Annotated in this window: 24 protein-coding genes; 7 read left to right on the top strand and 17 right to left on the bottom strand. The window is 59.6% G+C overall.

Going from position 1 to position 22,741, the window contains the following annotated elements; genetic code table 11:
* Positions 1–61: 61 nt before the first annotated feature.
* From KI614_RS04280 to KI614_RS04245, 8 genes are all read right to left on the bottom strand, one after another.
* On the bottom strand, positions 62–2,128 hold the full coding sequence (locus tag KI614_RS04280; protein ID WP_226408120.1) for a sodium-translocating pyrophosphatase: 2,067 nt from the start codon (positions 2,126–2,128) through the stop codon (positions 62–64).
* Positions 2,129–2,157: 29 nt separating this feature from the next.
* Complete coding sequence (locus KI614_RS04275; protein ID WP_226408119.1) at positions 2,158–3,417, bottom strand: 6-phosphofructokinase; 1,260 nt, start codon at positions 3,415–3,417, stop codon at positions 2,158–2,160.
* A 12-nt stretch (positions 3,418–3,429) separates the two neighbouring features.
* Positions 3,430–4,083 (bottom strand): adenylate kinase, encoded by a 654-nt coding sequence (gene adk, locus KI614_RS04270; RefSeq protein ID WP_226408118.1) that lies wholly within the window; start codon positions 4,081–4,083, stop codon positions 3,430–3,432.
* A 101-nt stretch (positions 4,084–4,184) separates the two neighbouring features.
* Positions 4,185–4,958 carry a 3-deoxy-manno-octulosonate cytidylyltransferase gene (kdsB, locus tag KI614_RS04265; protein WP_203468875.1) on the bottom strand — a complete coding sequence of 258 codons (774 nt, stop codon included), beginning with the start codon at positions 4,956–4,958 and terminating at the stop codon, positions 4,185–4,187.
* A complete protein-coding gene (locus KI614_RS04260) occupies positions 4,958–5,134 on the bottom strand; it encodes a Trm112 family protein (RefSeq protein WP_203468874.1) in 177 nt (58 codons plus the stop codon). Before KI614_RS04260 ends, kdsB begins: the two co-directional genes overlap by 1 nt.
* Positions 5,115–6,113 (bottom strand): tetraacyldisaccharide 4'-kinase, encoded by a 999-nt coding sequence (lpxK, locus tag KI614_RS04255; RefSeq protein ID WP_226408117.1) that lies wholly within the window; start codon positions 6,111–6,113, stop codon positions 5,115–5,117. Before lpxK ends, KI614_RS04260 begins: the two co-directional genes overlap by 20 nt.
* Positions 6,113–6,529, bottom strand: coding sequence for an ExbD/TolR family protein (locus KI614_RS04250; protein WP_226408116.1), 417 nt, complete (start codon positions 6,527–6,529; stop codon positions 6,113–6,115). Before KI614_RS04250 ends, lpxK begins: the two co-directional genes overlap by 1 nt.
* 3 nt (positions 6,530–6,532) lie before the next feature.
* Positions 6,533–7,138: a MotA/TolQ/ExbB proton channel family protein gene (locus KI614_RS04245; RefSeq protein WP_203468871.1), complete on the bottom strand. Its 606-nt coding sequence runs from the start codon at positions 7,136–7,138 to the stop codon at positions 6,533–6,535.
* A 281-nt stretch (positions 7,139–7,419) separates the two neighbouring features.
* Between KI614_RS04245 and xseA the strand changes: the two genes are divergently transcribed.
* Entirely contained in the window at positions 7,420–8,772 is a 1,353-nt protein-coding gene (gene xseA / locus KI614_RS04240) for an exodeoxyribonuclease VII large subunit (protein WP_226408115.1), read from the top strand.
* A 41-nt stretch (positions 8,773–8,813) separates the two neighbouring features.
* Positions 8,814–9,401 (top strand): superoxide dismutase, encoded by a 588-nt coding sequence (locus KI614_RS04235; RefSeq protein WP_226408114.1) that lies wholly within the window; start codon positions 8,814–8,816, stop codon positions 9,399–9,401.
* Between the two features lie 128 nt (positions 9,402–9,529).
* Here KI614_RS04235 and KI614_RS04230 read toward each other — a convergent pair whose 3' ends face one another.
* The 7 genes from KI614_RS04230 to KI614_RS04200 form a co-directional block, all read right to left on the bottom strand.
* Entirely contained in the window at positions 9,530–11,002 is a 1,473-nt protein-coding gene (locus KI614_RS04230; RefSeq protein WP_226406936.1) for an IS1182 family transposase, read from the bottom strand.
* Between the two features lie 106 nt (positions 11,003–11,108).
* Positions 11,109–11,681 (bottom strand): chorismate--pyruvate lyase family protein, encoded by a 573-nt coding sequence (locus tag KI614_RS04225; RefSeq protein ID WP_226408112.1) that lies wholly within the window; start codon positions 11,679–11,681, stop codon positions 11,109–11,111.
* The gene (locus KI614_RS04220) at positions 11,681–12,124 is read right to left on the bottom strand and encodes a DUF192 domain-containing protein (protein ID WP_226408110.1); all 444 of its coding nucleotides are present in this window, start codon (positions 12,122–12,124) and stop codon (positions 11,681–11,683) included. The genes KI614_RS04225 and KI614_RS04220 overlap by 1 nt, the downstream gene beginning before the upstream one ends.
* Positions 12,117–12,737, bottom strand: a complete 621-nt coding sequence (locus KI614_RS04215; RefSeq protein WP_413464174.1) for a pseudouridine synthase — start codon at positions 12,735–12,737, stop codon at positions 12,117–12,119. Before KI614_RS04215 ends, KI614_RS04220 begins: the two co-directional genes overlap by 8 nt.
* A 17-nt stretch (positions 12,738–12,754) precedes the next feature.
* On the bottom strand, positions 12,755–13,999 hold the full coding sequence (locus KI614_RS04210) for a nucleoside recognition domain-containing protein (protein WP_226408108.1): 1,245 nt from the start codon (positions 13,997–13,999) through the stop codon (positions 12,755–12,757).
* A 79-nt stretch (positions 14,000–14,078) separates the two neighbouring features.
* Positions 14,079–14,777 carry a L,D-transpeptidase family protein gene (locus KI614_RS04205; RefSeq protein WP_226408106.1) on the bottom strand — a complete coding sequence of 233 codons (699 nt, stop codon included), beginning with the start codon at positions 14,775–14,777 and terminating at the stop codon, positions 14,079–14,081.
* A gap of 118 nt (positions 14,778–14,895) precedes the next feature.
* Positions 14,896–15,339, bottom strand: coding sequence for a four-helix bundle copper-binding protein (locus KI614_RS04200; protein WP_226408104.1), 444 nt, complete (start codon positions 15,337–15,339; stop codon positions 14,896–14,898).
* Between the two features lie 227 nt (positions 15,340–15,566).
* Here KI614_RS04200 and KI614_RS04195 point away from each other — a divergent pair, with 227 nt between their 5' ends.
* Positions 15,567–15,773 (top strand): hypothetical protein, encoded by a 207-nt coding sequence (locus KI614_RS04195; RefSeq protein WP_226408102.1) that lies wholly within the window; start codon positions 15,567–15,569, stop codon positions 15,771–15,773.
* Between the two features lie 51 nt (positions 15,774–15,824).
* Complete coding sequence (locus KI614_RS04190) at positions 15,825–16,511, top strand: 2-phosphosulfolactate phosphatase (protein WP_226408100.1); 687 nt, start codon at positions 15,825–15,827, stop codon at positions 16,509–16,511.
* 89 nt (positions 16,512–16,600) lie between these two features.
* Here KI614_RS04190 and KI614_RS04185 read toward each other — a convergent pair whose 3' ends face one another.
* Positions 16,601–18,229 (bottom strand): cytochrome D1 domain-containing protein, encoded by a 1,629-nt coding sequence (locus KI614_RS04185; RefSeq protein ID WP_413464191.1) that lies wholly within the window; start codon positions 18,227–18,229, stop codon positions 16,601–16,603.
* Between the two features lie 2 nt (positions 18,230–18,231).
* Positions 18,232–19,371 (bottom strand): heme d1 biosynthesis radical SAM protein NirJ, encoded by a 1,140-nt coding sequence (nirJ, locus tag KI614_RS04180; protein WP_226408096.1) that lies wholly within the window; start codon positions 19,369–19,371, stop codon positions 18,232–18,234.
* Positions 19,372–19,525: 154 nt separating this feature from the next.
* Here nirJ and KI614_RS04175 point away from each other — a divergent pair, with 154 nt between their 5' ends.
* The 3 genes from KI614_RS04175 to KI614_RS04165 are packed head-to-tail and all read left to right on the top strand — an operon-like array spanning position 19,526 to position 22,687.
* A complete protein-coding gene (locus KI614_RS04175) occupies positions 19,526–19,879 on the top strand; it encodes a response regulator (RefSeq protein ID WP_226408094.1) in 354 nt (117 codons plus the stop codon).
* Positions 19,880–19,909: 30 nt separating this feature from the next.
* Entirely contained in the window at positions 19,910–22,204 is a 2,295-nt protein-coding gene (locus KI614_RS04170) for an ABC transporter ATP-binding protein (RefSeq protein WP_226408093.1), read from the top strand.
* Between the two features lie 12 nt (positions 22,205–22,216).
* A complete protein-coding gene (locus tag KI614_RS04165) occupies positions 22,217–22,687 on the top strand; it encodes a DUF1854 domain-containing protein (RefSeq protein WP_226408092.1) in 471 nt (156 codons plus the stop codon).
* Positions 22,688–22,741 lie beyond the last annotated feature (54 nt).

Below are 22,741 nucleotides of genomic sequence, written 5' to 3'. Positions count from 1 at the left end.
TGGAGGCTTTGTCAGCGGTCTGAGGCGGCCAAGGCCGCCTTTTACTCTGCCTCACGGCCTTTCAGGTTATCAACGGAACGATCAGCAAGGCAACCAGATTGATGATCTTGATCAGCGGATTGACCGCTGGCCCGGCCGTGTCCTTGTAGGGATCACCGACGGTATCTCCGGTCACCGCCGCTTTGTGCGCATCAGACCCTTTGCCGCCGAAATGGCCATCCTCGATATATTTCTTGGCGTTATCCCAGGCGCCTCCGCCGGTTGTCATCGAGATGGCAACAAACAAGCCGGTAACAATGGTTCCGACCAGCAAACCGCCCAAGGCCTGCGGACCGAGCAGCAGACCGATGACAATAGGCACGGCGACCGGCAAGATCGACGGAATCATCATTTCCTTGATGGCTGCCGCGGTCAACATGTCCACAGCACGGGAATAGTCCGGCTTGGCAGTTCCTTCCATGATGCCCGGAATCTCCTTGAACTGTCGGCGAACCTCCATCACCACCGCACTGGCAGAGCGACCAACGGCCTCCATGGCCATGGCACCGAACAGATAGGGAATCAAGCCACCGATGAAGAGACCAATGATGACCAGATGGTTCGACAGATCAAAGGTAAAGACCTTGCCGGAGGCTGCCTCCAGGCCGTGCGTGTAGTCAGCGAAGAGAACGAGAGCAGCCAGACCAGCGGAGCCAATCGCGTATCCTTTGGTGACGGCCTTGGTGGTATTGCCGACAGCATCGAGCGGATCGGTCACATTGCGCACCTCTTTCGGCAGCTCGGCCATTTCGGCAATCCCGCCAGCGTTGTCGGTAATCGGACCGTAGGCATCAAGCGCCACAACGATACCGGCCATCGACAGCATCGACGTTGCCGCAATCGCAATACCGAATAATCCACCCATGGCAAAAGCCGCATAAATTGCAGCGCACACCGCAATGACCGGCCAGGCGCATGCTTTCATCGAAACACCGATGCCGGCAATTATATTGGTTGCATGCCCCGTCTGACAGGAATCGGCCACATGCTTGACCGGTGCGTAGTCCGTCCCAGTGTAGTACTCGGTAATCCAGACCAGCGCCGCGGTCAACAACAGGCCAACGACAGAACAGCCGAACATGGTCGCCGTATTGATCACCGAGCCATCCGGCAATATCGCACCGGCGCCAATCAACCAGGCGGTCACCGGATAGTAGGCTGCCAACGCCAGGAGCGCCGCGACGATCAAGCCGCGATAAAGAGCCGACATGATTTTTCCGCCTTCGGTCGCCTTGACGAAATAGCAACCGACAATCGAAGCGATGATCGAAACCGCACCCAGCGCCAATGGATAAAGCACCAGATTCTCACCCAGACCGGTCGCCGTCTTGATCGTCAGGGCTGCCAACACCATCGTCGCCACCACTGTCACGGCATAGGTTTCAAACAAGTCGGCCGCCATGCCGGCGCAGTCGCCGACGTTATCACCCACATTGTCAGCAATGACAGCCGGGTTACGCGGATCATCTTCCGGAATGCCAGCTTCGACCTTGCCGACCAGATCCGCACCAACGTCAGCGCCCTTGGTGAAGATACCGCCACCCAGACGAGCAAAAATGGAAATGAGCGAGGAACCAAAAGCCAGCCCGACCAGCGGCTCGATCACATGGTGAAGATCGGCGCCAGCTGGATTAACCGACTTGAGAAAGGCAAAGTAGCCGGCCACGCCGAGTAGCCCGAGGCCGACCACCAGCATGCCGGTAATGGCCCCGCCCTTGAACGCGACATCGAGAGCGGCAGAAATACCTCTACGCGCAGCCTCCGCGGTACGTACGTTCGCCCGCACCGAAACATTCATCCCGATGAAACCGGCAGCACCTGAAAGCACGGCACCGACCAGAAAACCGAATGCAGTCAGCCAACCCAGTTTGGGAATCAAACCAATAGCCAGGAAGAGTACGCCCCCCACCAGGGCGATAGTCCGGTACTGTCGGCTGAGATAGGCTTCAGCCCCCTGCTGGATCGCCCTGGCGATCTCCTGCATGCGCTCGTTACCGGCTGGCAACGCGAGGATCTGTCGGCTGGAAACCCAGCCATACAGGACAGCCAACACGGCGCAGGCTAGCGCCAGCAACAACGGTGTAGACATTACTCCCCCCTCTTCAGGCTAACAAAAAATCAGACTTTGAACGCCTCCAGCTTTTTGGCAATGGAGATGTTCTGCAAGCGAACATAATCGGGCAAGCCGTTGCGATACGGCGGCGGTTCCTCGCCCTCGATCAGTGGCTGCAAATAGGTGCGACAGGCATCGGTGATGTGGAAGCCATCAGCCGTAATGAATTCGGCTGGCATCTTGCGCTCGACATTGGCGACATCCTTGAGCGGAGCTTCGCCGATTTCCCAGCGATACGGCGCATCGGCCAGGCGATCAATGGTCGCCATCACGGCATTTTTACCCTGCAAGGCCAGGTTGACCGCAGCAACACCCAGCGCATGCGCCTGCTCGACATCGGTCCGCGATGCAAGGTGGCGAGCGGAACGCTGCAGATAATCAGCCAGCGCCCAATGGTATTTGTAACCCAGCTTATCCTTGATCAGTTGAGCCACAATCTGCCCGACGCCACCCAGTTGCGAATGGCCAAAAGCATCCTTGCTACCGGAATCCGCAATCAACTTGCCGTCGGCATCCGACAAACCTTCGGAGACAGCCACCGTGCAATAGCCGTATTGCTTGACGCACTCATCGACGCGCGCCAGAAAACGCTCTGGATTGAACGGCACTTCAGGGAAAAGCAGGATGTGCGGCGGCTCGCCGACATTTTCGGAAGCCAGCCCGCAGGCGGCGGTAATCCAGCCAGCGTGCCGCCCCATGACTTCAAGCACAAAAATCTTGGTCGATGTGCGAGCCATCGAGGCCACGTCGTAGCCGGCTTCACGGATCGACGTCGCGACATACTTGGCGACTGAACCAAACCCCGGGCAGCAATCGGTCAGCGGCAAATCGTTATCAACAGTCTTTGGTACGCCAACACAAACCACCGGATAACCCATTTTTTCAGCAATCTGGGAAACCTTCCAGGCGGTATCCATGGAGTCGTTGCCACCGTTGTAGAAAAAATAGCCAATGTCGTGCGCCTTGAACACATCGATCAGACGCTCGTATTGAGCCCGATGATCTTCCAGGCTTTTCAGCTTGTAGCGGCAGGAACCGAAAGCGCCACCCGGCGTACTGCGCAGGCGGGCAATGGCCTCGTCGGTTTCGAGGCTGGTATCGATCAGGTCTTCGGTCAGGGCACCGATGATGCCGTCGCGACCGGCATAGACTTTCCCGATCTTGTCGGGATGTCGGCGTGCTTCCTGGATCAGGCCGCACGCCGTCGCATTGATGACGGCAGTCACGCCCCCTGACTGCGCGTAGAAGGCATTCTTGACCGTCATCTCAGGCTCCTTTTACTTCAATGCGTCGAAAACGCTCTTGGTAATGGTGTCGACCGTACCAACGCCGGCCACCTTGCGAACCTTGGGTGCCTTGGCATCGCCGGCAGCTGCCCACTTGGTGTAGAAATCAACCAGCGGCTTGGTTTGCGAATGGTAGATATCGAGACGCTTCTTGACGGTTTCTTCCTTGTCATCATCGCGTTGAACCAACTCTTCACCGGTCACGTCATCCTTGCCTTCGACCTTCGGCGGGTTGAACTTGACGTGGTAGGTGCGGCCCGACGACAGGTGGGCACGACGGCCAGCCATACGTTCGATGATGTCGCTGTCCGGCACGTCGATTTCAAGCACGAAATCGATCGCCACGCCGGCATCCTTCATGGCGTCAGCTTGCGGAATGGTGCGCGGGAAGCCATCGAACAGGTAACCGTTCTTGCAATCATCCTGGGTCAGGCGATCCTTGACCATGCCGATGATGACTGCATCCGGCACCAGGCCGCCTGCATCCATGTGCTTCTTGGCTTCCAGACCGAGGGCGGTGCCTGCCTTGACTTGAGCGCGCAGCATGTCGCCGGTGGAAATCTGGGGAATGCCGAATTCCTTGGAGATGAACGTGGCTTGCGTGCCCTTACCGGCGCCCGGAGCGCCCAACAAAATCAATTTCATGGAAAGTCCCTCGGTTTATGTATCGAAAAATCTTTTTATCGGCCTGACTTGAAGCCGCTGACTTGAAGCCGTCATGTAAGCCCGAAAAATTACTCGCTATTTCAGGCCCGGTCAAACAGTTTGCGCATCCGCTCGGCATCTTCGGGCGTATCGACCCCCGGCGCCGGCGCCGCATCGATCAGCGTGACGCTGATCCGGTAGCCGTGCCAAAGGGCACGCAATTGCTCGAGTGATTCGAATTCCTCGGTCGGTGCCACGGTCAACCCGGCGTAAGCCTTCAAAAAGCTGGCCCGATAGGCGTACAGACCGACATGTCGATAAGCCGGAAAATTGGGCGGCAAGCTATCGCCGCCTTTTTCGCGGGCGAAGTGATCACGCGCATAAGGAATCGGGGCGCGCGAGAAATAGGCGGCATCGCCATCGGCCCGACAAACCACCTTGACCACGTTCGGATTAAAGAAATCGGCCGGATCGTGAATCGGATGTGCCACCGTCGCGATGTCGGCACCGCTGGCGGCCAGTTGGCGAGCCGTCTGGATGATGACTTCAGGCTCGATCAACGGTTCGTCGCCCTGCACATTGACGATGATCGTATCGCTGCTCCAGCCACGCTGCTCGACCACTTCGGCCAGGCGGTCAGTGCCGGTCGGATGATCGGCCCGCGTCATCAGCGCAGCCACTTCATGCGCCTCGGCCGCCGCCCGGACATCGGCATTGTCGGTCGCCACCCAGATTTCTTCAGCGCCGGACAGCCTGGCTCGCTCGGCAACCCGCACAACCATCGGCTTGCCACCCAGATCGAGCAAAGGCTTGCCGGGCAGCCGGGTCGACGCGAAACGCGCCGGGATGACCACCTTGAAAAGCAGGCCGGGCATTACTCGTTGTCCGCTGACAGTTGGCGCGCTTCGTCTTCCAGCATGATCGGGATATCGTCGCGGATCGGGAACGCCAGCTTGCAGGGTTTGCAAACCAGTTCCTTTTCAGCTTTGCGGTGTTCGAGGTTGCCCTTGCAAATCGGGCAGACGAGGATATCAAGCAGCCTGGCGTCCACGGAATTTCTCCAGAATAAGATCAATAAGGGCCGGCGAAAGCTCGGCCTCGACGGGCAAAACCCAGGTTTCCCCCGCCACAAGACCGGCGCATTTTACTGCATCCTTCTCGGTCATCAGCAGAATGCTGTCCTTGGCGAAGACAAGATCCTCCGCCGTATAAGCATGGTGATCGGCAAACGGGTGAGCCTCGAAGTCCAGCCCAAGCCCTTCAAGGGTGCGGAAAAAGCGGCCCGGATCGCCGATACCGGCCAGCGCATGCAGATTTTTGCCGAAAAAAGCCCCGGCCTCGCAGTGTTCAGTCGGCGCATCGAGGCGATAAAACAGGCCGGGCTGCAGGCGCATTTCAAAGCGCGGCACATCGGCTGGCAGGCGGGCATCCGGCAAACCATTGCAAATAATCGCGTCGACCGCAGCAAGGCGCGACAAGGGCTCGCGCAACGGCCCGGCCGGCAAACGCCAGCCGTTGCCGGCTCCACGCCCGTCAAAAACAGCCAGCTCGACATCGCGTGCCAGGCGGTAATGCTGCAACCCGTCATCGCAGAGAATCACATCGACCTCAGGATGCGCGGCCAGCAATGCGCGCCCTGCCGCCGCACGATGACGCCCCACCCAGACCGGAACACCGCTGCGTCGGGCAAGCAGAATCGGCTCATCGCCTGCCTCGGCCGGCAGGGAGTCACGGTCGACCCGGCGCGGCACGGCATTTTCACCGCCGTAACCACGACTGACGATCCCCGGACGCCAGCCGCGTTGCTGCAAGACACGGGCAAGATGAAGGGTGAGCGGTGTCTTGCCGGCCCCACCGACGGTGATATTGCCGATGACGATGACCGGCACCGCCAGTTTTTCCGGCCGGGTACGCCGCCGAACCCAAGCAGCGAGAACGACAAAAAGGCCGCTCAGCGGCAGCAGAAGCCACAACGCCGGCGCAAGCCGGCGTTGATCAAACCATTGACGCTGCAGCCACGCAGAAAACATCAGCGCGGCGCTTGAGTGGCAAAGGAAATGTGCGGATAACCTGCCGTTTGCGCTGCCTGCATGACATCGACCACGCTCTGGTGCGTTGCCTTGGCATCGGCATTGATCACGATCACCGGATCCTGGCGGGAGCCTGCGGCACGACGCAGGCCATTCGAAATGCTGTTGACGTCTGCTGCGGTCAACGGCGATTTGTTGATCAAAATCTGCCCGGATGCCGTGACCGCAACATCGATCTCGTTCGGCTGCTCGGCCTGTTTGCTGGCATCAGCCGTCGGCAAATTGATTTCCAGCCCGGAAAACTTGGCGTAGGTCGTCGTCAACATCAAGAAGATGATGATGACGAGCAGCACGTCGATCATCGGGATCAGATTGATTTCCGGCTCTTCCCGGCTGCGCCCGCGTTGAAAGTTCATCGCTTACTTCCGATCGCCGTGCATGTATTCGACGAGGCGAACTGCCTGCTGCTCCATCTCGACGACAAAGCCATCGACCAGTGCGCGGAAATGGCGCCAGGCAATCATGCTCGGGATGGCGATGACCAAGCCGAAACCAGTGTTGTACAGCGCAATGGAAATACCGTGCGCCAGTTGCTGCGGATTCGAACCGGTCGGCGATTGCGAACCGAAAATCTCGATCATCCCGACCACCGTACCGAACAGGCCCATCAGCGGGCTGATCGAGGCAATCGTGCCGAGCGTCGTCAGATAGCGATTCAGTTCGTGAGCCACGCCACCACCCGCTTCCTCGATCGACTCCTTCATGATCTCGCGCGACGCATTGACATTGCGCAGGCCGGCGGAGAGTACGCGGCCGAGCGGCGAATGGCGCTCCAGATCATCGAGCAGCTTGTCATTGTTGGCGCCGCGCTTGAACTCGCCGACCGCCCGTTGCAGCAAGCCATTCGGAACCACCTTGGAGCGGCGCAAGGCAACCAGACGCTCGATAATCAGGGCGACAGCAACGATGGAAGCGAAGAGCAAAGGCCAGATTGGCCAGCCGGCGGCCTGAACGATAGCAAACACGTGAGAAATCCTTGGTGGAATGTTAGCCCGTGATTCTGCCTCTCCCCCCGTCGCGGGGCAAGCCCCATGAAATCGACGGTTTTTTTCTTATCCCCAAAATCTGTGGATAAGTCTGTGAATGAATTGTCATCAAGTGCGCTAACCCCATTCCGGCAAAGGCTTTTTTATACTCTGCCAAAAAACAAGGCATATTCTTTAGATTCAATAAAATCAATAAGTTAAGAATATTTTTGACTGTCAACAGTCTGCCTCGAATATTTTTCACGGGTTACAATCCGGGCATGCAAAATATCGCTTCGCCTGTCAATAATTCAGTGCTGACCGTCGCCGGGCTCAATCGCCTGGTACGCGAATGTCTTGAAACCGCCTTCCCACTCACCTGGATTGGCGGAGAAATTTCCAATCTGACCTATGCCGCTTCGGGTCATGTTTATTTCTCATTGAAAGATGCCAGCGCGCAGGTTCGCTGCGTGATGTGGCGAAGCCGCGCCCAATTGCTCGGCTGGCGGCTGGAAAATGGCCAGAAAATCGAAGCGCGTGCGCTCGTTTCCTTCTACGAACCACGCGGCGAATTCCAGCTGAACATCGAAGCCGTCCGTCGGGCTGGTCAGGGAGACCTGTTCGAACGCTTCCTCCGCCTCAAGGCACAGCTCGAAAATGAAGGTTTGTTTGCCGTCGACCGCAAGAAACCACTGCCGAGCTTCCCGCGCTACCTGGCCATCGTCACCAGCCCGCAAGCTGCCGCCTTGCGCGATGTGCTGAGTACACTCCGGCGCCGCTCGCCACATATCAGGCTGACACTTTTTCCGACGCCGGTGCAAGGCGAAGGTGCCGGCGAGAAAATTGCTGCTGCATTGAATGCGGCCAGCACCAGCGATTGCGAGGCCATCATCCTGTGCCGGGGCGGTGGCAGTATCGAAGATCTCTGGGCCTTCAACGAAGAATGTGTTGCCCGGGCGATTGCTGCGGCGCCTATCCCGGTTGTTTCCGGTGTCGGTCACGAAACCGATTTCACGATTGCCGATTTTGCTGCCGACCTGCGCGCGCCGACACCGACCGCCGCTGCCGAACTGCTGGGCCCGGATCGCGAGGCATTGCGCCTCAGCCTGGCACGCTTGCAGCAACAGCTTGTTCGCCAAATTGAGCGCAACCAGGCTGAACAGCAGCAGCAACTGGACTGGCTGGCCACACGCCTGATTCATCCAGCCGAGCGCCTGCGTCAACGGCACAGCGATGTCAGCCAACTCGGGCTGCGCCTGCACCATGCCATGGCGCATCAAAACCAAGCCGCCCACATGCATCAAGCCAGCCTCCGGCAACGACTGCATGCGGCCCGCCCGCAGCCATCCGCCCAGCGGGAAAACATCGCCCACCTGGCCTACCGGCTGCACAGCCAGGCCAATTGGCAAATTTCCCGACAAACCGGGAAACTTAATTCACTGGCCAGCAGTCTCAAGCAACTCGATCCACATGCCGTACTGGCGCGCGGTTACGCCTTGGCGATCGGTGCAGACGGCAAGGCAATCCGCGATGCCGGCACACTGGCATCCGGCGCGTCGCTGAATATCAGTTTTGCCCGAGGGTCAGCATCCGTTACCGTCAAGCAAGTTGTCGCCACGCCGGAAGCTGACTAGAATTTTCGTTTTACCCCTTTACACATACAACGGAGAAAACAATGGAACATCAACTGCCGCAACTGCCGTACGCCAAAGATGCACTCGCCCCGCACATGTCGGCCGAAACCTTTGACTACCACTACAGCAAGCACCATCAGGCTTATGTCACCAACCTGAACAACCTGATCAAGGGTACCGAGTACGAAAACCTCGACCTCGAAGCCATCGTCAAGAAGGCCCCGGCCGGCGGCGTTTACAACAATGCAGCCCAGGTCTGGAACCACACCTTCTTCTGGAACTGCATGACCCCGAACGGCGGCGGCGCACCGGCTGGCGCGCTGGCTGCAGCCATCGATGCCAAGTGGGGCTCGCTGGATGCCTTCAAGACCGCCTTCCAGACCTCCGCTGTCGGCAATTTCGGTTCCGGCTGGACCTGGCTGGTCAAAAAGGCGGATGGCTCGCTCGACATCGTCAACATGGGCGCCGCCGGCACCCCGCTGACCACCGGCGACAAGGCTCTGCTCTGCGTCGACGTCTGGGAACACGCCTACTACATCGACTACCGCAACATGCGTCCGAAGTTCGTTGAAACCTTCCTGGCCTCGCTGGTCAACTGGTCCTTCGTCGAAGCCAACTTCGCAGGCTAATCGTCCCCAGGGCGACCGGGGTTTCCCCGAAAAACAACAGGGCACCGCGGTGCCCTCAGACTGCTGACGAACCCCCGATTTTTCGGGGGGTTTGTTTTTCTGGTTGGAAATCAGGGAGACTCCTGGCTTCAAGCCGAAGCGAGGCGGATTCTGAAATTCAGGTTAGGAACCCCGATCTGCCAAAGATGGCGGGCGAATGGGGCGGCAAAACGGGTTCGTGCGAGGATTTTGGCCAATAAGGCTGCCGCCTTGCGGGCCAGCAGCAGGGCCATCTTCTTCATGTTCTGACAGGCCGCCGAGAGCAGGCACTGCGCCTGCACCTTGGCCAAGCCACGGAAGCGAGCGTAACGGTGGCCATGCAACTCCTTGGCATCGGCAAAGCTGCGCTCCACTGTTTCCTTGCGCCGGGCGTACAGCCGTTTGCCCAGGTCGCTCAGGCGATTGGCGTTGATCGCTTCCTTGAAACCTTCCCAGAGATGCCGGGTCACGAGCTTCTGATGGTTCCGGCTCTGCGTGCATTGCCCGCGCACGCCGCAATCGGCACACCGCGCCGGGTTCGAGGCGTATTCGCGATAACCCAGCCGGTTGGTCGTCCGGTACGGTAGAACCTCCCCGGCCGGGCAGCGGTAGCAGTCCTGGACCGCATCGTAGAGATAGTCCCGTTTGTAGAAATAGCCATCGCGGTGTGTGGGTCGCTTGTAGCCCATCACCCCGAACAGTGCCCGCTCGAGAATGCCCTTGCAGACTTGCGGGGTGAAATACCCGGCATCCAGCCCGACGGCGCCCACGGCCAGATCAAAGCGCTCCATGACCCGATCCAGGCGGGCAAGGTAGGGCTGGCTGTCATGGACATTGCCCGGCGTGACATGGGTATCGACGATCAAAGCATGCACGCCATCGACAGTCCGGTGATCCAGATAAAAGAAGCCGGTCGGCTTGTTGTCGCGGGCCATGAAACCTGCGTCGGGATCGACCGTGCTGACCTTGACCTCCTTCATCGGCGGTGTCGAATCATCGTCATCACGCTTGAGCGACTTCTTGCCCGCGGCGGCTCGGTCCGTTTCGATGGCTGCATCCAGTTCGGCCAGGTAGGCCGCAGGGGTTTGCTCAACCTGATGCACTTCAAAGTGCCGCTTGTTCGCGTTCGCCTTCAGGTGGGTACTGTCGGTGTACAGCACCCGCCCGCCAATCAGCTTGTGCTCAATGGCTTGCTCGACAATCCCGTCAAAGATGCGTTGCTCAATGTCCGTCCCGACAAAGCGGCGACGGCGATTCTGCGACAGCGTCGAGGCATCCGGCACTTTGTCCGTCAGTCGAAAGCCGAGAAACCAGCGGTAAGCCACATTGACCTCTATTTCCTTCACCAGCCGTCGCTCGGAGCGAATCCCGAACAAGTAGCCAATGAACAACATCTTGAACAACACCACCGGATCAATCGCTGGTCGGCCATTGTTCTCGCAATACAGGTGCTGGGTCGCTTCACGAATGAAATCAAACCGGATGTGCTGGTCGAGCAGCCGGAGCAAGTGGTCTTTCGGGACCAATTGCTCCAACGTCACCATCTCCAGTTCCGTTTGGGCAGGGTAGACAGGCTTGAGCATACCTGCATTATAAAAAATAAAGCCCCCAATCGCTTGGAGGCTTTGTCAGCAGTCTGAGGGCACCGCGGTGCCCTGTTTTCATTAGAAGAGCGAATACGCCGGATCGCTAGCGGCAATAACAATCCGGCAAGACCATTTCTTGTTGCAACAAAGTAACTGGCGGCAAAAACACCTCGGTCACCAGCACCCGCTGCGCTGCCAGTACGTGGAGCGAACGGCGAGCCCAGAGGTGGCGCGGTGCGCGGACAAGATCTGCCGCCCGAACGGCCCGGACAAAAAGTGGATGGCGCGGGTCGAGACGGATGAATTCGATGACCCCGCGGTTGAAGCCTGGATGTGCAAAAAGCAGGGAACCCAGCGAGCGTGTCCCCAGGCGGGCCAACCAGCGCCCTAGCCGGCCGTTTGTCGCGGTCGACAACATGGTATGGGCAAAAATCACCGGGACGGCATCGCATTCCAGCAAGACTTCGCGAACGTGCGCCAGATGGCGGCCGGCTTCGAGCTGGATGGCCTCGTCGGGCAAGGGTTGGCCGAGACGATAGCTGAGCAGACGCACCCGAAACGACCGGCTGCAGCGCTGGAGTCGGGTCGTCAGCGAGCCCGGCTCGACCAGCCAGGAATAAAGTTGCGGATCAAGCCGCCCGCGCGGCAAATGCTCGCGCCATTTGCTGCGTTTCATTACTGGGGACGCGGTGCCTTGTCGATGCCGTTGAGCTTGCTGCCGGGCTTGATGCCGCGCTGGGCGAACCAGCCAAGATTCATTTCCAGGGCGTAACGGGCCGGCTTACGGGCGCAGTGGTTGTCTTCGGTCTGCGGCTGCATGTCCTCGATATTGATGATGTAGCCATCGGCATCGACAAAAGCCACTGACAAGGGCAGCAAGGTATTGCGCATCCACATGCAGTGCGTGTTGTTCTGAGCGAAGACAAACAACATGCCATGCTGCTGCGGCATGCTCTTGCGATTCATCAGGCCCACTTGGCGATTCTGGTCGTTGGCGGCAACTTCAGCCTCGATGCGGTGGAATCCCGTGGTCAACTCCATGACCGGCATCGAACTCTGGGCCAGCGCAGCACCGCTGAGCAGCCCGGCGGCCAGCAGGCCGAAAAGGGGTTTATTCATTGATTTTTCCTTGCAAATCCTTGTAACTGCCTTCGAAACGCCGCCACTCTCCCTGCCCCAAGCCTGCCACCGTCAATCCACCAATCGCGGCACGCACCAGGCGCAGCGTAGGATACCCGATGGCCGCAGTCATCCGCCGGACCTGGCGGTTCTTGCCTTCGGAAATCCGGATTTCGAGCCACGAGGTCGGAATCGCCTGGCGGAAACGGATCGGCGGATCGCGCGGCCAGAGTTCGGCCGGCGTGTCGATCAGCCGCACCTTGGCTGGCTGGGTGGTGAAATCGGAGAGCTTGATACCGGCCCGCAAACGATCGAGCGCCACCTCATCCGGCACGCCTTCGACCTGAGCCCAATAGGTTTTTTCCAGCTTGTACTTCGGGTCGGCGATGCGCGCCTGCAACTTGCCGTCATCGGTCAGGATCAGCAAACCTTCGCTGTCGGCATCCAGCCGGCCAGCGACATAAACATCCTTGAGCGGAATGAACTCGTCGAGCGCCCGCCACTTGCCTTCCGGCGTGAACTGGCTGAGAACGCCGTAAGGCTTGTTGAGGAGAACGATGGTGGACACGCGCTCAGGCTTGAATGGAAAAACGCGATTTTGACCGATTTTCATCGTCGACCGCAGCATTCTCAGTGATAAAAGGCATAGCCGATCAGAATCGCCCCCACCAGCCCGACCGCATCGGCAATCAAGCCGCCGGCCAGCGCGTAGCGTGTCTTGGTGATGCCGACGCTGCCAAAATAGACCGCCAGCACGTAAAACGTCGTTTCCGTCGATCCCTGGATGATCGCCGCCAGCTTGCCCTGGAAGGAATCGACGCCGTAGGTGGTCATCACATCGACCATCAGGCCGCGCGCCCCGCTGCCGGAAAGCGTCTTCATCAAGCCGACCGGCAAGGCCGGCACGAAGTCGTCGTTCATGCCGAGCGCCAGCACCAGGCTGCGAATCCCGCTGATCAGGTAATCCATGCAACCGGTGGTGCGAAACACCGAGATAGCGACGAGCATGGCGATCAGGTAAGGAATGATCTGCACGGCAACGCCAAAGCCTTCCTTGGCCCCCTCGACGAAACTTTCGTAGACATCGATGCCGCGCCAGGCGGCGACGGCGACAAACAGGACAATGATCGACACGATCAGGCCGCTGCCGAGCAAACCGATCATTTGCGCCATCTGTTCCGCCGGCATGCCGGCCAGCCAGAAATACAAGCCGGCCATCAGCGCGGCAAAGCCGGCGAAAAATGCCAGCACCGGCTTGCAGAACAGGTTGATACGCTGCCAGATGGCGACCGCGATCAGCCCGGCGCAAAAGGAAACGAAAGTGCCGAGCAGCGTCGGCAGAAAAATATCGGCGGCATTGAAACCGACCAGCCCCTGCTTCAGCGCAATGCTCTGGCGAATGGCGATCACCGAGGTCGGGATCAGCGTGATGCCCGCCGTGTTGAGCACCAGGAACATGATCATCGGGTTGCTCGCCGTATCCTTCTGCGGATTGATCTCCTGCAGCTCGCGCATCGCCTTAAGACCGAGCGGCGTCGCTGCATTATCCAGCCCCAGCATGTTGGCGCTGACATTCATCACGATGCTGCCGCTCGCCGGATGACCGGCCGGAATATCGGGAAAGACGCGGCGAAAGAACGGCCCCAGCGCACGCCCGAAAAGCTGGATCAACCCGCCTTTCTCGCCTATTTTCATGACCCCCAGCCACAAGCTCATGACACCGACCAGGCCGAGCGAAATATCGAAACCGGTTTTCGCGGTATCGAACAAGCCGTTCAGCACGCGCGAAAACACCGCCAGATCGCCCTGCAGCAACTGCAGCACGGCCGCCGCAAAACCGACAAGAATGAAAGCAACCCAGATTCGATTCAGCACGGGAAAAGGCAGGCAGGTTGAAGGTGCGCCAGTCTAGCCCAGTCGCCGGCGACTGTCGCCGTCGGCCCATGCCGACCGATCATGGCTGCAGGTCGCCCAGTGCCGCCCCGCCCCACAGCGGCAAGGCCCAGTCCGCCCGCAAAGAGGCGTATACCTGGCTCGGCAACTGGACCAAAACAGGCGCTGCCGCACCATCCAGCCAGGCAACGATACGGCGCATATCGGCCAGTGCCATGGCAGTACAACCCGCCGTCGGCACGCCCGGAGCTTCCCAGACATGCAGAAAAATACACGAGCCGCAGCCGGCCTTCGGTGCATCGGCATTGTGGGCCACCACGGCGCCCAACTCGTAACGGGCATCGGTGCGCAACATCGCCTCGCTCGACGTCCAGTCCACCGTGCAGGATGCTTGATCGACCAGGCAGTTGTAGTGCGCCGAGGCGGGATCGTCGACACATCTCAGCCGAGGGTGGGCCGACAGATAAGGCAGGCCGTTCACGCAGGCAGCGGGCGCATAACCGAATATTGCGCTGATCGAAAACACGCCGGCCGGCGCGCGTCCATCCCCCTCCTGCTTGACCAGGCCGCTCATTGCCGGATGCCGGCCACGCCCCCAAGCCAGGCCGTTGCGCCCCAAAGTCACGGGCAGGGCTTCGCCTTCCGGTTCCCATGCACCGCCCGGCAAACGCCTGAAGCACTGCAAATGCCCGTCCGGGGCATCCCAGGCCGGGGCCAGGCAGAGCAGGATTTGGCGGCAATCAGCGGGAATCGGCATCATCGGAAAATTTCAGACTGTCCATACGAATTCAGGCTTGTTGCTGCGGTCGACCGCAGCAACAAGCCCAAAATGCAACGCGCCGGATTGAGGCCGGGGCGTTATTGCACTCGCCGCAAACTCAGGCCGCAGCCTTTTTGCATTCCTTGACGCAGGCCGCGCAGGAGTCGGCGCAGGCCTTGCATTCAGCGTGGTGATCAGCATGCTTGCGACACTCTTTCTCGCAGGTCGCACACACTTCAGCGGCCAGCTTGGCGAATGCCGGCACATAACGGGAATCCTGGCCGGCCAGCTTCATCAGCGCCGTGCAGGAAGCAAGCAGTTCGTTGACCGACTGTGCGCAGGCTGCCATTTCCTTGTCGCCCGTCCCCAGCAAATAAATGCAGTGGGCCAGACAGGCCTCGCCGGTTTTGAGGCAATCCGCGCTGGCCGCGATCAGACCGGCGTTGCGCTTGGTCATATTGCCGTGATCGTGGTGGTCATGCTGCCCTGCCGCCATCGCCGTCCCCGACAAGGCACCAGCCATCGCTGCGGCCACCGTTTTCAATACATCACGTCGTTGCATCGTCTTTCCTTTTCTGAAGAAGCCATTGGGCGCCGGACAAGCGGCTCGCGAAAAACTGTTCATGGGGTGGGCGATTGTATTTCAGGCTTTGTATTTTCAGTTTGCGCTAGCGCAAATCGCCGGCCCTACGGCCTTGTTATCCTTGCCGCAAGCGGATCGGCATTCCCATTGCCGCGCCCGCCCTATACACTGGGGCTGTCAATGCCTCACAACCTGGAGAATGAAACATGCAAGGATCGTTCGAGTACAAGGTCAATGCCCATGGCGACAAAGTGGCGCTCAGTATCGAGATGGATACGATCAGCGCCAACGCACTGGTCCGGCTTGATCGTTACATCAATTGGGCTGAAATCCTGAAGCAAACCGAAAACGACCCGGAAGCAGCGTACGCAGCTGAACGCCTGCACACCGTATTGCATCATCTCGGGCGCTAATCCCCAAGCTACAGACAACGAGGCCGGCCAGGCCTCCCGCTGGCGCCGGCCATGAAATTCTCGCGCATCTTCCTGAATCGACTGCATAACCAGCCTGATCCACAGGACACCGTCGTGGTCATCGACGTATTGCGCTCGTTCACGACCGCCGCCGTCGCCCTGTCCAAGGGAGCGTCGGCGATTTACCCGGTCGAGGCGATTGCTTCGGCCATTGCGCTGCACGACCGATTGCCCGACGCCGTATCGATCGGCGCCATCGGCGGCGGCGATCCGGTTCCCGGTTTCAATTACGGCAACTCTCCGTCGCAACTGATCGACGCCGAGCTGTCCGGCAAACCCGTCGTCATGACGACGGCAGCAGGCGTCCGCGGTTTGCAGCGTTTCCATCACGCACGCCGGCTTTACGCCGCCAGCCTGGTCTGCGCTCGGGCCACGGCAGAAGCCATTCGCCGCACGGGGGCCAGTGAAATCTGCTTTGTCATTACCGGTGAGTGGGTAGACCGCGACGGCGATGAAGACATCGCTTGCGCCGACTACATCGAAGCCCTGCTGCGCGGGGAACAACCGAGCGCGCAAGTATTTGCCGAACGCGTCAGGCATTCCGATTTCGGCCGGCGCTTCAGTGCCGGCACCTGGCCGAACTTGCCGCTGGCCGATCTCGATCTCTGTGCCGAACCGGATCGTTTCGACTTTGCCATGCCGGTCACCCGCGACGGCACCCAACTGATCATCCGCTGAAACCGGAGCAGCATGGCGACCGGGCGGCATGCCGCGGTCGACCACTCATTTCAACCCGAAACGATGTCCGGCACCAGCGCTCGGAGCGCCTAGTGGCTGGTACCTTCCGACTTCGTGATCTTGTTCCAGATGTTGTATTTGCCGACCGGTTTTTTCATCGGCAGGCGCTTCACTTCCTTGAGCGTCACCGCGTCGTACACGATCAGCGCGCCGTCCATTTCCCACAGGCTGGCCAGCACGTACTTGCCATCCTTGGTGAACTCGACGTGGGCGAAGGTCTTGCCTGGTGCCGGCTTGAGTTCGGCAACGATTTCCAGCTTGTCCTTGTCGATAATCTGCATGGTGTCCTTGAACTCCTTGCTCATCATCGAATCGGTCCATGCATAACGGCTGTTTTCATGACTGCGCATGAAAAATCCGGGGCCGCGGGTCTTGATCTGCTTGATCGTCTTCCAGGTTTTCATGTCGATGATGCTGATCAGCCCTTCGTTCAGGTTCGGCGTCGCCATCACGGTCCTGTCCTGTCCGTTTTCATCCTTCCACGTCCAGCTGATGCCGGAACCGAGATGCGGCATGCCGGGCAACTCCAGGTCGGCAATTTTCTTGCGCGCATCAAGATTGACCACCTGCCCCGTGACGGCCGCCTTGGCATCGTTGCGCGAAGCGCCCATGACCTCGTCGTAGCCCTGCGTGAAATAGAAATCATCGAGGTAGTCATCAAGCTGGCTGCGCTGCGGATTGAGGAAGCCGGAAACAAACGCACCTTCCTTGTATTTGAAATCGTGAATCATGCCGGCCGGGATGTCGTCGGCCTTCGGGTTGTACGAGACCTCCCAGACTTCCTTCACGTCCTTCAGTGCGGCCACAAAGCTCTGGCGCGGGCTGGCGTCATAGACGGCCGAGACGCGCGAAGTCGTCTTACCATCCTTGTCGGCGACCGGCAGGATCTTTTTCAGATTGAGATCGGCATCGAGGATGACCAGGCTGTGCGGCAGGTAATTGGCTACCGCGACCCATTTACCATCGCCGGAAACCGCGGCGTTGCGCGTATTGATTCCGGCCCGCACTTCGGCAATCACTTTCAGGTTCCACAGGTCAAACTTGGTGATCCAGCCATCGCGCGAAGCGAAGAAGACGTAACGCCCCTCCGGCGTGAATTTCGGGCCGCCATGCAGCGCAAAGCGTGACTGGAAGCGATGAATCGGTTCCAGCTTGTCACCGTCGAGAATCGACACATGGTGGTCGCCGCTTTCAACCACGACGAACAGATTCATCGGATCAGACTTGAACTGCGGCTTGTCCGGCAAACTCCCCGGCGCATGATTGACGATGCGCGAAGCCTTGATCGCGGCCTCATCCCACACCGGCATCGGCATGATCGGCGTGTAGGCGTACTCAACCAGCGCCTTGACTTCGGCCGGCGAAAGTTTCTCGCCGAAGGCCGGCATCTGGGTAGCCGCCCGCCCTTCCTTGATCACCTTTTCCGCCTCACCCTTGCGCAGGCGCGCCAGGTTTTCCGGAATCAGGGCCGGGCCGACACCGCCGAGCCGCGCTTCGCCATGACAAGCTGCGCAATGCTCCTTGTAGGCAGCCGGCACATCAGCCGCTTCTGCCATCTGCGCCATGCCCAACAGAAAATACGCTGCGAAACCGGCCGGGATCAGGATTTTCCAGCCCAAAGCACCGGATGCCGCGTTTGCTTGATCGTCTTGCTGCATGTTCATAACCCGATTTCCTCATCGACCAGATAACAGCCCGGATCTTCCGCCCAGGCATCGCCGGTCATTTGCTGGGCGCGCACACGGGTGTTGCCGTTGCAGATCCCGAGGTAGGCACATTCGCCGCAACGCCCCTTGACGGCCCGCGGGTGCTGCTTGAGGCCGGCCATCAGTTCGTCCGACGTATCCGGCCAGATTTCCGAAAACGGCCGATCCTTCACATTGCCGAGCTTGTGATGCCACCACATGGTGTCCGGGTGCACGTTGCCCAGATTGTCGATGTTGGCGACATTGACGCCCGATGAATTACCGCCCCACTGGCGCAGCTTGGCCTCGACGTGTGCCGCCTTGTCCGGAAAACGGCGACGCACCCAGTGCAGAAAGTAAACGCCGTCAGCATCGTTGTTGCCCGTGGTGAACTCTTTCTCCAGCCCACGCTGCTTGTATTCCCAGCAGGTGTCGAAGAGCAGGTCCATCGCCCAGCGCGTCAGCTTGTGCTGGGCATCGTCCTTGCGATTTTTGTTACCGCGCCCGGCATAGTTCAAATGCGAGAAATAGAAACGGTCGATTCCCTCGTCTTCGACCAGCTTGAGCAGGCCGGGCAGGTCGTGGGCGTTGTCCTGCGTCATGGTGAAACGTACGCCGATCTTCAGGCCGAGATCACGGCACAGGCGGATGCCTTTCAGCGAAGCCTCGAAAGCGCCGTCCATGCGGCGGAATTTGTCGTGCGTTTCACGGATGCCGTCGAGCGAAACGCCGACATAGTTGAAATCGCACTCGGCGATCTGGCCGATATTGTTTTCGTCGATCAGCGTGCCATTCGACGACAGGCCAACGTAAAACCCCTTGGCCTTGGCGCGCTTGGCGATGTCGTAGATATCCGGGCGCAGCAGCGGCTCGCCGCCGGAGAGGATAAGCACCGGCACATGGAAACCTTTGAGGTCGTCCATGACCGTATAAACCTGCTCGGTCGTCAGTTCACCGGGGAAATTGGTGTCGGCCGAAATCGAATAACAATGTTTGCAAGTCAGATTGCAACGGCGAATCAGGTTCCAGATCACCACCGGGCCGGGCGGATTGCGCTTCGGACCGAGCGGACTTGGCTCGGCGATTTCCTGCATGTACTGGGAGATTCGGAACATGAAATGCCTTCAAAAAGTGTTGGCGCTATTGCACCCGAAGGCCGGAAGCCAAGCCTTGACGTGCATCAACGGAGAAAGACCTTATGCCCGCCCCGGGCATTTCGAAAATTAAAAATATAACCAAAATAACAACGCCAAACCCACTGGCAAAATCATGGAAACCCTCCGCCCAGAACAATCCGGCGATACGCCGCTGGCCCGAGTGCTGGTTGTCGACGACTCTGCCTCGATGCACGAAGGAGTTTTGGCCATTCTTCGTCATATGGGCTGCGCTGTCGAGATGGCGCACGACGGCCTTGAAGGCTACCAAAAAGCGCAGTATCTATCGCCTGACTTGATCATCAGCGATCTGGAAATGCCGAAAACCAACGGTTTCGACCTGCTATCCAGCGTCATGTCGGACAGCACACTGACCAGGGTGCCATTCATCATGATCACCGACGTTTCCGACCGCTCCAGCATCCGTCTGAAATGCCGCGAAGACCTCTTGCGCACGCTGATTCAATAGCCGCCGGATGCGTTGCGGTATACTGGCCGGATGACCCCAAAAGCAAACACCCTTGCCAGCACCGAGCTGGCGTTGCCCGGTCGCTGGGCCGCTGAAGTCGAGCCTAAACTGGCAAGCGACGAAAAGATCCAGGCCTGGCTTGAAATTGACCTCGACAGTCGTTTGCAATTTTCATCCGGCCTCGTCCTTGTCACCAACCGACGCCTGCTGGCATTTGCGCCCGGCCAGACCCGTGCCGAAGAGTGGCCGCTGCGCGAGGGGCTGACACTGGATCACCACGATCATGCGGGTGTCGGCGCACTTGAGTTGGTCGACACCGATGGCCGGCTCGCAACGTGGCGCTACACGCTGGCCAAGAACCTCACCGCATTGCGTGTCATCAATGAATTCAACCTGCATCGCGACAGCGTTGCCAAGGGCCAGCCGGTACTGCGGTCTACCGAGGATTGTTGCCCGAAATGCAAGGTGCAGTTGCCGCCCGGCGAAGAGGAATGCCCGGTATGCAACCGTGAATCGAGCGTTGCCCCATCGACCTGGACGCTGTTCCGGCTATGGCGCTTTGCCCGCCCCTATCGCTGGCAACTGTTCTTCGGTTTTGCCCTGACCCTGGCGTCGACCGCAGCAACGCTGGTCCCGCCCTATCTGACCATGCCGTTGATGGACAACGTGCTGATCCCCTTCCAGAACGGCAAACCGATCGACTGGCCGCTGGTCTCGATGTACCTCGGCGGCCTGTTCGGCGCAGCGCTGCTCGCCTGGGTGCTCGGCTGGATTCGCACCTACATCCTGTCGCTGGTTTCCGAGCGCATGGGCCGCGACCTGCGCACGCAGACCTACGACCACCTGCTCGGTCTGTCGCTCGAATACTTCGGCGGCAAGCGCACCGGCGACCTGATGGCGCGGATCGGCAACGAAACCGACCGGATCAACATCTTCCTCTCGCTCGACTTGCTCAACTTCGCCACCGATGTGCTGATGATCGGCATGACCGCCGTCATCCTGTTCAGCATCAACCCGTGGCTGGCGCTGGTTACGCTGCTGCCGCTGCCGATCATCGGCTGGCTGATCCATTACGTACGTGAAAAACTGCGCACCGGTTTCGAGAAAATCGACCGCGTCTGGGCCGAAGTGACCAACGTGCTGGCCGATACCATCCCCGGCATCCGCGTCGTCAAGGCCTTTGCCCAGGAAAAGCGCGAAGGCGAGCGTTTCCGCGCCGCCAACGAGCACAACCTGCAGATGAACGACAAGCTGAACAAGACCTGGTCGCTGTTCACGCCAACCGTCACGCTGCTCACCGAAATCGGCCTGCTCGTCGTATGGATCTTCGGCATCTGGCAGATTTCCAAGGGCGACAGCTCGGTCGGTGTGCTCACCGCCTTCCTCGCCTACATCGGCCGCTTCTACACCCGCCTGGATTCGATGAGCCGCATCGTTTCGGCCACGCAACGCGCCGCCTCCAGCACCAAGCGGATTTTCGACATCCTCGACCACGTTTCCAGCGTGCCTGAACCGAGCAACCCGGTTCACCTCGACAAGGTCACCGGCCGGCTTGAGTTGAAAAAAGCCAGCTTCCGCTACGGTACCCGCTCAGTGACGCGTGACGTCGATCTGGTCATCCAGCCCGGCGAGATGATCGGTCTGGTCGGCCACTCCGGCTCCGGCAAATCCACGCTGGTCAATCTGATCTGCCGCTTCTACGACGTGTCCGAAGGCCAGGTGCTGATCGACGGCGTCGATGTCCGCTCCGTGCCGGTGGCCGAATTCCGCCAGCACATCGGCCTGGTGCTGCAAGAGCCCTTCCTCTTCTTCGGCACCATCGCCGACAACATCGCCTACGGCAAGCCGCAGGCGACGCGCCAGGAAATCATCGCCGCCGCCCGCGCCGCGCACGCCCACGAGTTCATCCTGCGCCTGCCGCACGGCTACGATTCGCTGGTCGGCGAACGCGGCCAGGGGCTGTCCGGCGGCGAACGCCAGCGTATCTCGATCGCCCGCGCCCTGTTGATCGACCCGCGCATCCTGATCCTCGACGAGGCCACTTCCGCGGTCGACACCGAAACCGAGAAGGAAATCCAGAAGGCGCTCGACAATCTGGTCAAGGGCCGCACCACCATCGCCATCGCCCACCGCCTGAGCACGCTGCGCAAGGCCGACCGGCTGGTCGTCATGGATCGTGGCCAGATCGTCGAAATCGGCAATCATGACCAGTTGATGGCCATCGAAGGGCATTACTACAAGTTGTATCAGGCCCAGGCGCGCAATGTGGACACCGAGCCGGAACTACCGCGCACCCCCGACCTCCCGAAAACCGTCACGGTCTGAGAAATAACACCCATGTCGAATTGCTCCTTTCAGCTTTTGCGCGATGCCTACGGTCAACTGGTTTTCATTGCCGAAAACGGTGACCGTCATGAAGGCATCACGCCCGTGCGTGCCTTTCCGATCGCCGCCCCCGACGAAGGCTTGTCCCTGGTCAATTACGAAGGCCACGAAGTCGCGTGGATCGAAAACCTGGCCGACCTGCCCGCCCCGATCGGTGCGCTGCTCGAAGAAGAACTGGCCAGTCGCGAATTCGTCCCTGAAATCAGGGGCATCACCGAAGTCTCCAGCTTTGCCTGCCCCAGCACCTGGCAGGTGCTGACCGACCGCGGCAGCACCGAGTTGATCCTCAAGGGGGAAGAAGACATCCGCCGTTTGAGCGCCAGCCGCCTGCTGATTGCCGACACCCACGGTATCCAGTTTCTGGTACGCGACATGAGCCAGCTTGACCGCCATAGCCGCAAACTGCTTGACCGCTTTCTCTAAACCAACGGATGTGACGGGTTGTAGCGATGTGTGACATTTTTTTGTCGCCGGTAA

Source organism: Dechloromonas denitrificans (assembly GCF_020510665.1).
In the GTDB taxonomy this organism is placed as follows: domain Bacteria; phylum Pseudomonadota; class Gammaproteobacteria; order Burkholderiales; family Rhodocyclaceae; genus Azonexus; species Azonexus denitrificans_B.
This window is presented reverse-complemented; position numbering and strand designations above follow the sequence as displayed.

Coding starts and splice junctions, on each gene's coding strand:
- KI614_RS04280 (WP_226408120.1), bottom strand. CDS start 2,128: ATGTCTACACCGTTGTTGCTGGCGCTAGCCTGCGCCGTGTTGGCTGTC.
- KI614_RS04275 (WP_226408119.1), bottom strand. CDS start 3,417: ATGACGGTCAAGAATGCCTTCTACGCGCAGTCAGGGGGCGTGACTGCC.
- adk (WP_226408118.1), bottom strand. CDS start 4,083: ATGAAATTGATTTTGTTGGGCGCTCCGGGCGCCGGTAAGGGCACGCAA.
- kdsB (WP_203468875.1), bottom strand. CDS start 4,958: ATGCCCGGCCTGCTTTTCAAGGTGGTCATCCCGGCGCGTTTCGCGTCG.
- lpxK (WP_226408117.1), bottom strand. CDS start 6,113: ATGTTTTCTGCGTGGCTGCAGCGTCAATGGTTTGATCAACGCCGGCTT.
- KI614_RS04250 (WP_226408116.1), bottom strand. CDS start 6,529: ATGAACTTTCAACGCGGGCGCAGCCGGGAAGAGCCGGAAATCAATCTG.
- xseA (WP_226408115.1), top strand. CDS start 7,420: ATGCAAAATATCGCTTCGCCTGTCAATAATTCAGTGCTGACCGTCGCC.
- KI614_RS04235 (WP_226408114.1), top strand. CDS start 8,814: ATGGAACATCAACTGCCGCAACTGCCGTACGCCAAAGATGCACTCGCC.
- KI614_RS04230 (WP_226406936.1), bottom strand. CDS start 11,002: ATGCTCAAGCCTGTCTACCCTGCCCAAACGGAACTGGAGATGGTGACG.
- KI614_RS04225 (WP_226408112.1), bottom strand. CDS start 11,681: ATGAAACGCAGCAAATGGCGCGAGCATTTGCCGCGCGGGCGGCTTGAT.
- KI614_RS04220 (WP_226408110.1), bottom strand. CDS start 12,124: ATGAATAAACCCCTTTTCGGCCTGCTGGCCGCCGGGCTGCTCAGCGGT.
- KI614_RS04215 (WP_413464174.1), bottom strand. CDS start 12,737: ATGAAAATCGGTCAAAATCGCGTTTTTCCATTCAAGCCTGAGCGCGTG.
- KI614_RS04205 (WP_226408106.1), bottom strand. CDS start 14,777: ATGATGCCGATTCCCGCTGATTGCCGCCAAATCCTGCTCTGCCTGGCC.
- KI614_RS04200 (WP_226408104.1), bottom strand. CDS start 15,339: ATGCAACGACGTGATGTATTGAAAACGGTGGCCGCAGCGATGGCTGGT.
- KI614_RS04195 (WP_226408102.1), top strand. CDS start 15,567: ATGCAAGGATCGTTCGAGTACAAGGTCAATGCCCATGGCGACAAAGTG.
- KI614_RS04190 (WP_226408100.1), top strand. CDS start 15,825: ATGAAATTCTCGCGCATCTTCCTGAATCGACTGCATAACCAGCCTGAT.
- KI614_RS04185 (WP_413464191.1), bottom strand. CDS start 18,229: ATGCAGCAAGACGATCAAGCAAACGCGGCATCCGGTGCTTTGGGCTGG.
- nirJ (WP_226408096.1), bottom strand. CDS start 19,371: ATGTTCCGAATCTCCCAGTACATGCAGGAAATCGCCGAGCCAAGTCCG.
- KI614_RS04175 (WP_226408094.1), top strand. CDS start 19,526: ATGGAAACCCTCCGCCCAGAACAATCCGGCGATACGCCGCTGGCCCGA.
- KI614_RS04170 (WP_226408093.1), top strand. CDS start 19,910: ATGACCCCAAAAGCAAACACCCTTGCCAGCACCGAGCTGGCGTTGCCC.
- KI614_RS04165 (WP_226408092.1), top strand. CDS start 22,217: ATGTCGAATTGCTCCTTTCAGCTTTTGCGCGATGCCTACGGTCAACTG.